The 12,629-nt window shown below is 64.5% G+C and carries 10 protein-coding genes; 5 read left to right on the forward strand and 5 right to left on the reverse strand.

Features of this window, described 5'->3' with window-relative positions:
• The first annotated feature begins 211 nt into the window (after positions 1 to 211).
• The 5 genes from eutA to doeB are packed head-to-tail and all read left to right on the forward strand — an operon-like array spanning position 212 to position 5,207.
• Positions 212 to 985: an ectoine utilization protein EutA gene (gene eutA, locus EOC93_RS20665; protein ID WP_127205538.1), complete on the forward strand. Its 774-nt coding sequence runs from the start codon at positions 212 to 214 to the stop codon at positions 983 to 985.
• A gap of 16 nt (positions 986 to 1,001) precedes the next feature.
• Positions 1,002 to 2,003: a hydroxyectoine utilization dehydratase EutB gene (eutB, locus tag EOC93_RS20670; protein ID WP_127205539.1), complete on the forward strand. Its 1,002-nt coding sequence runs from the start codon at positions 1,002 to 1,004 to the stop codon at positions 2,001 to 2,003.
• On the forward strand, positions 1,991 to 2,983 hold the full coding sequence (gene eutC, locus EOC93_RS20675; RefSeq protein ID WP_127205540.1) for an ectoine utilization protein EutC: 993 nt from the start codon (positions 1,991 to 1,993) through the stop codon (positions 2,981 to 2,983). The genes eutB and eutC overlap by 13 nt, the downstream gene beginning before the upstream one ends.
• 38 nt (positions 2,984 to 3,021) lie before the next feature.
• On the forward strand, positions 3,022 to 4,200 hold the full coding sequence (doeA, locus tag EOC93_RS20680; RefSeq protein WP_127205541.1) for an ectoine hydrolase DoeA: 1,179 nt from the start codon (positions 3,022 to 3,024) through the stop codon (positions 4,198 to 4,200).
• 5 nt (positions 4,201 to 4,205) lie between these two features.
• Positions 4,206 to 5,207, forward strand: coding sequence for a N(2)-acetyl-L-2,4-diaminobutanoate deacetylase DoeB (doeB, locus tag EOC93_RS20685; RefSeq protein WP_127205542.1), 1,002 nt, complete (start codon positions 4,206 to 4,208; stop codon positions 5,205 to 5,207).
• Positions 5,208 to 5,225: 18 nt separating this feature from the next.
• On the opposite strand, the gene EOC93_RS20690 is transcribed toward doeB, so the two are convergent.
• From EOC93_RS20690 to EOC93_RS20710, 5 genes are all read right to left on the reverse strand, one after another.
• Positions 5,226 to 6,326 carry a siderophore-interacting protein gene (locus EOC93_RS20690; RefSeq protein ID WP_127205543.1) on the reverse strand — a complete coding sequence of 367 codons (1,101 nt, stop codon included), beginning with the start codon at positions 6,324 to 6,326 and terminating at the stop codon, positions 5,226 to 5,228.
• The gene (fhuB, locus tag EOC93_RS20695) at positions 6,319 to 8,319 is read right to left on the reverse strand and encodes a Fe(3+)-hydroxamate ABC transporter permease FhuB (RefSeq protein WP_127205544.1); all 2,001 of its coding nucleotides are present in this window, start codon (positions 8,317 to 8,319) and stop codon (positions 6,319 to 6,321) included. Before fhuB ends, EOC93_RS20690 begins: the two co-directional genes overlap by 8 nt.
• A complete protein-coding gene (locus tag EOC93_RS20700) occupies positions 8,312 to 9,196 on the reverse strand; it encodes an ABC transporter substrate-binding protein (RefSeq protein WP_127205545.1) in 885 nt (294 codons plus the stop codon). Before EOC93_RS20700 ends, fhuB begins: the two co-directional genes overlap by 8 nt.
• Before the next feature lie 16 nt (positions 9,197 to 9,212).
• The gene (locus EOC93_RS20705; RefSeq protein WP_127205546.1) at positions 9,213 to 11,387 is read right to left on the reverse strand and encodes a TonB-dependent siderophore receptor; all 2,175 of its coding nucleotides are present in this window, start codon (positions 11,385 to 11,387) and stop codon (positions 9,213 to 9,215) included.
• Between the two features lie 64 nt (positions 11,388 to 11,451).
• Positions 11,452 to 12,423, reverse strand: coding sequence for an AraC family transcriptional regulator (locus EOC93_RS20710; protein WP_245461503.1), 972 nt, complete (start codon positions 12,421 to 12,423; stop codon positions 11,452 to 11,454).
• Between the last annotated feature and the right edge of the window lie 206 nt (positions 12,424 to 12,629).

Here is a 12,629-nt window from a genome sequence, read left to right on the forward strand (position 1 = left end):
CAATGCCCTTGCTCTACGGCGCCCCCCTCTGTCCTGCCGGACATCTCCCCCACTTGGGGGGAGATTGGCTGTCACCGTTGCTTTCGCCAATCTCCAATGTTGATGAACAGGCGCTGTCAGCGAAGCTGCCGATCTCCCCCCGTGTGGGGGAGATGTCCGGCAGGACAGAGGGGGGCGCTATAGAGTGCAAACCGTTGGCAAGGAGCGCGTGGTGACCACTCCTGTCGACATCCGCTTGCGCTCGACACGGCCGGCGCTCGACGCGCGTCCGCTGGAAAAGCGCGTCGGCCTGATCATCCTTGCCACCGACCATACGACCGAACCGGATTTTCGCCGCATGGTGGCAAGCGACCGGATCGGCGTCTATGTCGCGCGCATCCCCTATGCCAATCCAACGACGCCGGAGAATTTACGCAAGATGCAGCCGTCGCTGACGGCGGGCGCAGCGCTGATCCTGCCCGACGAGCCGCTCGACGCGATCTGCTATTCCTGCACGTCGGCCTCGGTGGTCATCGGCGATGCCGAGATCGAGGCGGCGGTGCAGGCAGCCAAGCCCGGCGTGCCCGTGGTCACACCGCCGACGGCAGGGGTGCGTGGCTTGAAGGCGCTGGGCGCCAGGACGATCAGCATTCTCACGCCCTACACGGTCGAGACCAGCCGGCCGATGGCGGCCTATTTCGCGGCGCATGGTTTCGAGATCGCCAGCTTCACCTGCCTCGGCTTCGAGGACGACCGCGAGATGGCACGGATTGCGCCGGCGTCGCTGGTCGATCTGGCGCGCGAGGCGACCGATGCGAAGGCGGACGCGCTGTTCGTCTCCTGCACGGCGCTGCGGGCCGCGCTTGCTGTGGTCGGCATGGAAGAGGCGATCGGCCGTCCGGTCGTCACCAGCAACCAGGCAACGGCCTGGAACTGCCTGCGGCTTTGCGGCGACGATGAGCCGCGCGCCGAATTCGGCCGTCTGATGACGCTGCCGTTGAATTGATTGCAGAGCAAAGGCCATGACCGCGAACGACGTCACCCTCTCCGATATCCGCGCTGCCCGCGAGCGTATCGCAGGTAAGGTCGAGCGCACACCGACCGCGCTTTCCCCGAGTCTTTCCGGGCACTTGGGCGCGCCTGTTTATCTCAAGCTCGAACATCGGCAGATCACCGGCAGCTTCAAGCTGCGCGGCGCCTCGAACGCCATCGCGTCGCTGAACACCGAGGAGAAGGCGCGCGGCGTGGTCGCCGCGTCGACCGGCAATCACGGCCGGGCGCTGGCTCATGCGGCGAAGCTCGAAGGCATACGCGCGACGATCTGCATGTCGCGACTGGTGCCGCAGAATAAGCTCGACGAAATCCGCCGGCTCGGCGCCGAGATCCGCATCGTCGGCAACAGCCAGGACGATGCGCAGCAGGAGGTTGAACGGCTGGTCGCGGAAGAGGGGCTGGTCATGCTGCCGCCCTTCGACCATCCTGATGTCATCGCCGGACAAGGGACGCTCGGGCTGGAGATCATCGAGCAGGTTGCGGATGCCGCTTTGGTGCTGGTGCCGCTGTCAGGCGGTGGGCTGGCGGCGGGTGTCGCCGCTGCCGTGAAGGGTGTAAGCCCGAGCACGAAGGTCATCGGCGTTTCGATGGCGCGGGGTGCGGCGATGAAGGCAAGCCTTGATGCCGGACATCCAGTTTTGGTCGAGGAACTGCCGACGCTGGCGGATTCGCTCGGCGGCGGCATCGGCCTCGACAACCGGCTGACTTTTTCGATGTGCGGCGACCTGCTCGACGACGTGATCCTGCTCAGCGAGGACGAGATCGCCGCCGGCATCCGCCATCCCTATGAACAGGAGCGCGAGATCGTGGAAGGCGCCGGCGCGGTCGGCATCGCCGCCGTGCTTGCCGGCAAGGTCAGGGCGAGCGGCCCCACGGTGCTCATTCTGTCGGGCCGCAACATCGACATGACGCTGCACAGGAAAATCATCTGCGGCGAAGCAATTGAGGAGCACGCCGCATGGGCCGGATGACGATACTCACCGAAGCCGAATTGCGCGCGATCGTGAAGCTCGATCTCGATGCCGTCGCCTGCGTCGAGAATGCCTTCCGCGCGCTTGCCACCTTGCCGGTGGCGATGCCGCCGATCCTACGGCTCGACATTCCCGAGCATCGCGGCGAGGTCGACGTCAAGACTGCCTATGTGCCAGGTATCGACGGGTTTGCGATCAAGATCAGTCCCGGCTTCTTCGACAATCCGAAGCTCGGCCTGCCCAGCGTCAACGGCATGATGGTGCTGCTGTCGTCAAAAACAGGACTGGTCGAGGCCCTGCTGCTCGACAATGGCTATCTGACCGACGTCCGCACGGCGGCGGCCGGAGCGGTCGCGGCGAAACACCTTTCGCGAGCCGACTCCTCAATTGCCGCGATCTTCGGCGCCGGCGTCCAGGCCGGGCTGCAGCTCGAGGCGCTTATGCTGGTGCGGCCGATCGCTGAGGCCCGCATCTGGGCCAGGGACGCCGCCAAGGCCGAGGCTGCGGCGGACGCATTGCGCGAAAGACTAGGCATCGTCGTGCGCGCGGAGCCCGATGCGGCAAAAGCGGCGGCCGACGCCGACATCATCGTCACCACGACGCCGTCGACCGAGCCGCTGATCAAGGCCGGCTTCATCTCCGCCGGCCAGCACATCACCGCTATGGGCTCGGACGCCGAGCACAAGAACGAGATCGCTCCGGCGATCCTGCGCATGGCCGATCTCTACGTCGCCGACAGCGCGAAACAGACGCGGCTGCTGGGCGAACTGCATCATGCCATCGCGACAGGTGTCATGGCAGCCGATGCCGAGATTACCGAGCTTGGCCAGATCATCGCCGGCGAAAGACATGGCCGGCGCTCGGCCAGCGACATCACCATCGCCGACCTCACCGGCACCGGCGTGCAGGACACGGCGATAGCCACGCTCGCCCGCGACCGTGCCCGAGCAGCCAACACCGGTACGATTTTCGAAAGCTGATGCTGGCCGCAAGGCCCAACAAACGAGGACCAAGAACAATGCAGCCTAATCTCAAATTCTCGCGCGGCGAATATGCGGAGCGCCTGGCCAAGACACGGAAGGCCATGGAGGCCAAGGGCGTCGATCTGCTTGTTGTCAGCGATCCATCCAACATGGCGTGGCTGACCGGCTATGACGGCTGGTCGTTCTATGTGCACCAGGCCGTCATCGTGCCGCCGTCGGGCGAACCGGTGTGGTACGGGCGCGGCCAGGACGCCAACGGCGCCAAGCGCACCGCCTATCTCGCCCACGACAACATCGTCGGCTATGCCGACCACTATGTGCAGTCGACCGAACGCCACCCGATGGATTTTCTCTCGCAGGTGCTGGCCGATCGCGGCTGGGGCAAGCTTAGCATTGGCGTCGAGATGGACAATTACTGGTTCTCGGCCGCTGCCTTCGCGTCACTGCAGAAACATCTGCCCAATGCGCGCTTCGTCGACGCCACGGCTCTCGTCAACTGGCAGCGCGCGGTGAAGAGCCCGACCGAGATCGACTATATGCGCAAGGCCGCCCGCATCGTGGAAGCGATGCACCAGCGCATCGTCGACAAGATCGAAGTCGGCATGCGCAAGTGCGATCTGGTCGCCGAGATCTATGATGCCGGCACGCGCGGCGTCGACGGTATCGGCGGCGACTATCCGGCGATCGTGCCGCTGCTGCCGTCGGGCGCCGATGCTTCAGCGCCGCATCTGACCTGGGACGACAGGCCGATGAAGTCAGGCGAGGGCACCTTCTTCGAGATCGCCGGCTGCTACAACCGCTACCATTGTCCGCTTTCGCGGACTGTGTTCCTTGGCAGACCCACGCAGGAATTCCTCGATGCCGAAAAGGCGACGCTGGAAGGCATGGAGGCTGGGCTTGCCGCGGCAAAGCCCGGCAATACATGCGAAGACATCGCCAATGCCTTCTTCGCCGTGCTGAAGAGATACGGCATCGTCAAGGATAACCGCACCGGCTATCCGATCGGGCTTTCCTATCCACCGGACTGGGGCGAACGCACGATGAGCCTGCGCCCTGGCGATCGCACCGAGCTGAAGCCCGGCATGACTTTCCATTTCATGACTGGCCTGTGGCTGGAGACGATGGGGCTCGAGATCACCGAATCCATCCTGATCACCGAGACCGGCGTCGAGTGCCTGGCCAACGTGCCGCGCAAGCTGGTGGTGAAGAATTGAGCCCGATGTCCCAGCTTCGCCCATCGCCGATCACGCCGACCGTCGACTTCGACCGCGACGGCGTGCAGCACGGTTTCCTGCGCCTGCCCTACAGCCGCGACGATTCGGCCTGGGGATCGGTGATGATCCCGATTTGCGTGATCCGCAACGGCAACGGGCCGACCGCACTGCTCACCGGCGGCAATCATGGCGACGAATATGAGGGGCCGCTGGCGCTCTACGATCTCGCCCGCACGCTCGGTCCGAAGCACGTCAGCGGCACGGTCATCATCGTGCCGGCGATGAATTATCCGGCCTTCCGTGCCGGCACCCGCACCTCGCCGATCGACAAGGGCAATCTGAACCGCAGCTTTCCAGGCCGGCCAGACGGCACGGTGACCGAGAAGATCGCCGACTACTTCCAGCGCGAACTCTTGCCGCGCACAGACATCGCGCTCGACTTCCATTCCGGCGGCAAGACACTCGACTTCGTGCCGTTCTGCGCCGCCCATATCCGGCCCGACAAGGTGCTGGAGGCGAAGGGCTTCGCCGCGGTCGAGGCGTTCTCGGCACCGTGGTCGATGAAGATGCTGGAGATCGACGCGGTCGGCATGTTCGACACTGCCGCCGAAGAAATGGGCAAGCTGTTCATCACCACCGAGCTTGGCGGCGGTGGGACTTCTCGCGCGGAAACGGTGCGGATCGCTCGTCGCGGGGCGCTCAATGTGCTGCGCCATGCCGGCATTGTCGCCGGTGCGGTCGAGATGCAGCCGACCCGCTGGCTGGACATGCCGTCGGGCGATTGCTTCTCGTTTGCCGAGGATGACGGAATGATCGAAACGATGATCGATCTCGGCGAGCCCGTCGAAGAGGGCCAGGTCCTGGCGCGCATCCATTCCATCGGCCGCACCGGTTCCGCACCGCAGGAGATCAGGGCAAGAATGTCCGGCCTTCTGGCCGCGCGGCATTTCCCCGGACTGGTCAAGGCGGGCGACTGCACCGCAGTGGTCGCTGTGCTGGTCGATTGAAGGCGGAGCCAGCCAAACTCAGGTTTGGTCGCTCTGCCGCGCGGTATCGCCTTCGAAGCCGCAACGCCAATAGGCGACGACGAGGTGCGCGTCGCGCGGCAGCTTCCGGTCCTGCCTGAGGTAGGACCGGAAGGCGCGGAAGCTCTTGTGCTCGCAGCCGACCCAGGCGAAGACGCTGCGCCCATCTTCGGGCCAAGGCACGTTCCGGACCGCGTCCTGAAGCAAAGCGGATTTGCCTGGGGCCACGCCATTCCTGTGCAGCCATTTTATGTCCAGTGTGGCCTGGGAAACCAGCTTCTGCTCCTCGTCGCCATCAGCGACTTCGATGCGAACGACGGCGTGCACGCCCGCCGGCAGCGCCTCCACGATGCGGCCGATCGCGGGCAGGGCGGTCTCGTCGCCGGCAAGCAGGCACCAGTCGGCTGTGGGCACGTCGCCGCCGCCCGGGCCGGTCATCCCGACGATATCGCCGATCCGTGCATTGGCCGCGAAACGCGCGCCGGGCATGCCATCGCCATCATGCAATACGAAGTCGATATCGACCTCTCCCTTTTCGACGTCGATGCGGCGGATCGTGTAGACGCGCACATCCGGCCGCCGTTCCGCTTCCGGCCATACCGGACGGCCGTCCACGCCGGTGACCGGCCAGGCGGGTACTGCGCCATCCTTGGGAAGCAGCAGACGGACATGAAGCCCGCCCGTTGCGAAGCGTCCAAGGTCGCTTCCGGCCAGGGTCAGCCGTCGCATATGCGGTGTCACATCGGCGGTCCGCACAACGCGCATCTCGCGGAAATAGGGTAGCGGCTGACCTGCTGCACCGTCGCCCTGCCAGATGATGCTGGGGTTTTCCGCCGCTGCGAAATGCAGCAGATGCTCGGCGATGGAGAGCTTCACATAAGCCAGGGACGTCTCGTCCTTGCCTTCGGCAAAAACCTTCAGGCAGCTTTGGCAGGCTTCCATGCTGGCCGAGCCGAAGGCCGTGTCGATGCGGCTGCAGGCGCCGTCGACGGCGACATCGCCATGGTCGGCAAAATGCGCGCAAAGCCGCTTCATGATGTCTTGCGGACAAGACAGCATGATTTCGGCGGATGCCTTGAGGTTCCTCGGCATTTCAACCATGGCGCGGCACTCCTTTTGCGAGCAGATGGACGAGATAAGGTCCGCCAAGCAGCGAGGCGAACAGGCCGACGGGCAGTTCGTATGGAAACGCCACCATGCGCGACAGCCAGTCCGACACGATCATCAGCAGCGCGCCGACAAGGACCGCGCCGGCGAGGTGAAGGCGGGCGCGGGCAAAGCCGATCAGCCGTGCAAGGTGCGGCGCGATGAGACCGACGAAGCTCAGCGGCCCGACGAACATCGCGGCAAGCGCGGTGAGGATTGCTGCGAGCACGATCAGCGTCAGTCGTCCGCCCGCGATCGGCAGGCCGAGCCCGCGTGCGGTATCCTCGCCGAGCGGCAAGATATCGAGCCAGCGGGCGGCGAGAAACAGCGGCAGCGTCAACAGCATCAGACACGCCAAGGCCACCCAGGCATCGGCGCCGGTCGCCTGGCTGGTCGAGCCGCTGAGCCAGCGCAGCAGGACATAGGATTGCGAATTTCCCATGGCGATCGTCGCGGTGATCACGGCGCTGCACAGCGCGCTCATGGCAATGCCGGCAAGCAGCAACCGCTCGGAGCCGAATTTCGCCCGTGCGGCAATGGTTAGCATGGCGATCAGCACCGCCAGCGAACCGAAAACGGATCCGGCGAGTTGCCAGCCGAGCCCGGCCGTGGCGCTGACCATCAAGACCGCGGTCAGGCCGGCACCGGCACCGGTACCGACCCCCAGCACCTCGGGGCTTGCCAATGGATTGCCGGTGATCCGCTGGATGACGACGCCCGCCACTGCCAGCATGGCGCCGGCGGCTGCCGCCACGCCGATCCGCGGCGCGCGCCAGGCGGCGAGATCGGCCAGCATCTCGCCACCGGCGATTGACCAGCCCGCCGGACCGCGCCCGACGACAAGCGCCACCACCGCCGCGACAAGGGTCAGCAGAAGCAGCAGCAGGGTGATGAACCGACCGGCCTTGCGCGGGGATGTGCCTGATGTGTTCAGGCTCGGCCATTCCAATAGGCGCAGCCTCGGCAACAGCCAGAGCAAAACCGGGCCGCCGAGGAGCGCGGTGCCCGCGCCGGTCGGAATGCGTTCGCCACCGGCGCCAGCCGCAAGCTGTACCAGCCCATCCGTCAGCCACAGCAGGATGGCGCCGATCAACGGCGCGGCCAGCAACTTCTGCCCTAGCGAACGCGCGCCTGAAAGCGTGGCGAGCGCCGGTGCTGCAAGGCCGACGAAGCCGATGACGCCGACCTCTGCGACCACCGTGGTCGCCATCCACACGGCAAGCGCAATGACGAGGAAGCGGCTGGTGTGGCGCGCGATGCCGAGACTGCGCGCAGAAGCGTCGTCAAGGCCAAGGATCGTCAGTGGCCTGAGCAGCAGCAGGGCGGCGCCGGCGCCGACCGCAAGCCTGGTCGACAGGGCGATGGGCGGCCCCCAATCCTGCTGGACCAGCGATCCGCCGCCCCAGATGAACAGCGAGAACAGATAGTCGCCATTGGCGAGGATCAGGGCGGCGCTGATGGCGCTTGCGGTGAGCGCCACCATCATGCCGGCAAGCACGACGGAGACCGGCTCAAGCCCGCGCCGCCAGGTCAGCGACAGCACCAGCAGCACCGCAGCAGTGCCGCCGGCAAAGGCGACCGTGCCTTGCGACCGCTCCATCAGAAACGGCGCATAGACGGAGGCGGCCGTCATTGCCAGTTGCGCGCCAGCCGAAATGCCGAGCGTCGACGGCTCGGCCAGCGGGTTGCGCAGCACACGCTGCAGCAAAAGGCCGGACAGGCCGAGAACGGCGCCGGCCAGCACCGCCACCGCCGCGCGCGGCAGCGTGCTGTAGAAAAGGATGACACGATCGAGATCGGCGCCGTCACCCGCCGGCGCGGTCGGCCACTGCGTGCTGATGCGCCATGCAAACAGGAGTGCTGCCACCGCCGCGAGGAGGCCCCACAGGGCGATCGGCGACAGCGCACGGCCAGCCGTGGCGCGCTGAGTCATGGTGCGGTCAACCATGAGTCTGCCCGACAAGGGCGGCCGTCGCCAACCGTGCGAAGCGGCGCGCCGAGGGCAGGCCGCCGAAGTGATTGACGGGCTCGAGCAGGGCGACACGGCCCTCGCGGACGGCCGGCAGGGCGTTCCACAGCGCATTTTCGGGAAGCGACCGCCCGACATCGGCCGGCAGCGGCGAAACAACGAGGATCGAGGCGTCGGGAACGCGCGCAAGCGCCTCCAGCCCGACCGGAGCGGCGGCGCTGTAGCTCGTCTCGTCGGCCCAGGCATTCTCAATACCGAGACGCAGCAGCACGTCGCCGAACATGGAATCCCGGCCAAAGGCGCGGAAATGGCGTGAATCGCCAAGGCTGATGACGAACACCGGCCGCCCGGAGGCGGCTGGCAGCGTGGCGCGCAATCGCGCGATTTCGCCTGATGTCTCGTCGACGTAGCGTTTCGCTTCGGTCTGTCGCCCGAGCTTTTCGCCAAGCGCCAGCGTCGCCGCTTCGGCGAGCGGGTAGGGCGGCACGCCAGGTTCATAGACCGTTTGCGCAAGGACTGGCGCGATGCGCTCGAGCATCGGGCGCTGGTATTCGTAGAAACTGGAGATGGCGATGAGATCCGGCGCGACGATGCGCAGCAGCTCGTAATTGGGCGTGCCTCGCAGTCCGAGATCGGTCACGGACGGCGGCACTTCGGGTTCCACCGCCAGCTTGCGGAACTGGATGAGTTCGGTCGCCGCGACCGGCTCGATGCCAAGCGCGATCAAGGTTTCCAGCATGCCCCAGTCGATCGCGGCTACGCGCAGCGGCGCAGCCCGGCTGACGATCGGCGATAGCATGGCCGCCAGGCCAAGCGCGAGCACCCGTCGTCTGCTGGGAAAGGGGATTATCGCCATCGGCTACAGCACATGACTACCAAGTCGTGTGGGCCTTCAGCTTGAACGACCGGCCTTCGCCATAGGCACAGGTCAGAGTCGTCTGGCAGCTTGCCACATATGTCTTGTCGAAGAGATTGGTGATGTTGAGGTCGACGCCCCAGTTCTCCTTCTCGTAGCCGAGCTTCAGGTCGGCCAGCGTGACGGCCGGCACCTTCGCCGTGTTCTCGTTGTCAGCCCACGAGGAGCCGAGATGGCGTACACCGGCGCCGATCGAGATGCCGTCATACCAATCGCCGCGGAAGGTGTAGTCAACCGACGCCGAGACCATGACTTCGGGCACGATGAAAGGCGTCTTGCCGATCAGGTCTGGGTCGTCGCTCTTGGTGAAGTCGATATCATAGGCGGTCAGCGCCGCAGTCACCCTGAGATCCTCGGTGACGTTCACCTTGCCTTCGAGCTCCACACCGCGAGAGCGCAGCTCGTCGGCCTGGACCTGGGCAAAAGGATCGGTGTCGCTGGCGATGGCCACGTTTTGGCGTGTGAGGTCGAAGACCGACAGGGTGAACAGGCCATCGATGAAGGTCGGTTCATACTTGACGCCCACCTCGTACTGCACGCCCTCTTCCGGCTTGAACAGGTCGCCAGTCGCGTCGGTTCCGATGATCGGGTTGAAGAAGGTGGCGACGCTGACATAGGGGGTGACGCCGTTGTCGAACTCATAGGCAAGGCCGGCACGGCCGGAGAAATCGCCAACGGTGCTGCTCTGGTCGATGACGGGAAGGCCGAAGGTCTCCGAATAGTAGGTCGGACGGTTGTCAGCTTCGAGCCAGCCGCGATCGTAGCGGCCATTCAGCGTCACCAGCCAGCCATCGCCGAAGCGAAGCTGGTCCTGTGCATAGAGGCCGAGCTGCTTTTGCGTCAGGTCCTGGTTGAGGTAGCTGACGCGAGGCGTCAGTGGCGAGCCATAGATCGGGTCGAACGCATCTATGGGATTGTCATAGTTTAGATCGAAGAGGCCAGACGACTGCACCTGGTCGATGTTGTAATATTTGAAGTCCACACCGACGAGAATCGTATGTTCGATCGGGCCGGTTTCGACTTTGCCCTCGATCTGGTTGTCCATGAGGAAGGTTACGACGTCGGTGTCATGGTCGAAATTTATGCGGGCCAAGTCAGTAGGCCCTCCGATGGTCGACCAGCCGTTTGGATAGACGCTCACTTCATCGATGCTCGCTGCTCCGAAGCGAGCGTTCGAGCGCACCGTCCAGTCATTGTCTAACGTGTGCTCGAACTCGTAGCCGATCGAGCCCTGTTCGCGCTTGTAGAGATCGATGGACGGTTCTGTGAAGTTGGCGTCGGGATCGATGCGTCCGTAGTTGACGCCGCCGACTATGTGATCCACCACCGTTCCGTCATAAGGCAGGAAGTTGCCGCCATTGTGGTTCTCGTCGATGTGGCTGAAATTCGCGAGCACCGTCAGCCGGGTCTGCTCGTCGGGCTGCCAGGTGATGCTTGGCGAGATGAAGCCGCGCCAGCCGTCCTGCAGATCGCTATAGGTGTCGCCGCCGGCGACGCGACCGTTGACGCGATAGCTGACCACGCCGTCGCCGGACACGTCGCCGATGTCGAAGCCGAGATAGGCCCTACCGGCGTCGTTGACGCCGGTTTCGACATAGCGCTGCCTGCCGTCGGGACGCTTGCTGACATAGTTGACGATGCCGCCCGGATTGCTGCCGCCATAGAGCACCGAGGCCGGACCTTTCAGCACTTCGATGCGCTCGATCCCGAAGGAATCGACGTAAAATCCACCGAAGCCATAGCTGAACAGCTGCAGGCCATCCATGTAGATGCCGGTGTCCGTCGCCTGGAAGCCACGGATGAAAATCCAGTTTGTGTCGCTGTCGGGGCCGAAGGGCTGCGTGAAAACGCCGGCCGTATATCGCAGCGACTCGTCGATCTTCTGCGCTCCCTGATCGTCGATTTCCTGCCGTCCGATCACCGAGACGGATTGCGGGATCTCGGTGAGTTTGGTCGCGGTCTTGGAACCAGTCTTTGTCTTCTTGGCGACGACGCCGTCCACCGGACCGGTGGCGCTGTCGCTGGCCTCGCCCTCGACCACCACAGGCTCGAGCTGGACGTCGTTTTGCTGGGCGAACGCGGTCATGGTCGGGATCAAAGCGAGGGCGGCGCCCGCCAACAGCAGCTTCATCCGGCAGATTCTGTTCATAAGGCAAACCCCAGGGTTCTCGATCGCATATACCTGACTGTTTACCTCAGCTTATGTTGGGGTCATTGGATGGATTTGCGGGGTTTGTCGGTTTTTGTCCCAAAAGGCGGACATTGCGACTTGATGTTGCATCGCTGCGCCTGCCGGCGCTCCTCATCCACGCACCAGGCGTCAATCCGACGACGGATTTGAACACCCGCGTCAGATGCGCCTGATCGAAAAAGCCGGTTGCTTCCGCGATATCGCCGAGTGAGGCGGATTCATGCGCCATCATTGTCTGAATTTTTCGAACCCGTGCCTGCATCTGCCAACGGTGCGGCGGTATACCCGTAGCCGCCTTGAATGCGTGGCTAGTGGCAGTTTCCGACAGGCCCGTCAGCGCGGCCAGATCGGCAAGACGGATCTTGCCCAGGCAATAGGCGTCGATGTAGTCGGTGACTAGGCGCAGCTTTCGACGAGACAGCGGCGTGCGGCGCCGCTGTCCGTCCGGTTGGCCGATTTCGAAAAGCCCGGCGAACAATGCATTCAGCAGGCCCTCGCCGTATAGATCGTGCATCGGCTGGCCGCTGTCGCATTCGGCCGCGATCAGGCCGGCAAGCATGGCGATCCGGTCGTCGCGAAACTGAAACCGCGACACATGCAAGGCGTCGCGGTCCAGGCTGCCGCCGAAGCGGCGCGTCAGCGCTGCCTCGTCAAAATGCAGGTCGAGATGCTTGATGCGGCGCAGGCCCTCGACCCTGCCCCTGATCGGCACCCCCGCCGGTATGTAGGCCATCGAAAATGCCCGGTCGTGACGGCGCAATTCGCCTTGCGAGCCCTCAACGAAGAAGGCGCCGTCGCCATCCACATCCAGCGCCACAAAGAGCCGGGGGTCGGGAGAGACATAATAGCCTCCCGCTTGCTCCCCGCACGAAACGTCCCAGAGGTCGGCGACGACGCCGTCCCAGACATGCCCTTTCAGGCCGCCAATGACGGAAAAACCCTGAATGCGACTTTCCATGCGCGGGGCGAAGGCCACTTCCCGTTTCCCTGTAGTGCCATGAACCATTCGCCTTGATATATATCATGATGGAAATTATCAAGTTTTACTGGAAGGCAACAACGGGCAATCGCTTCACGGTTTGGCGAAAGCGGAAGCGACATCCGATCTCCCTCGCAAGGGCAGGGCTATCGCAGGTGGAAAGCCGAGGCTTTCGCTCTACGATGTACCCCCACCCCTAACCC

Source organism: Mesorhizobium sp. M6A.T.Ce.TU.002.03.1.1, assembly GCF_003997275.1.
In the GTDB taxonomy this organism is placed as follows: Bacteria; Pseudomonadota; Alphaproteobacteria; order Rhizobiales; family Rhizobiaceae; genus Mesorhizobium; species Mesorhizobium mediterraneum.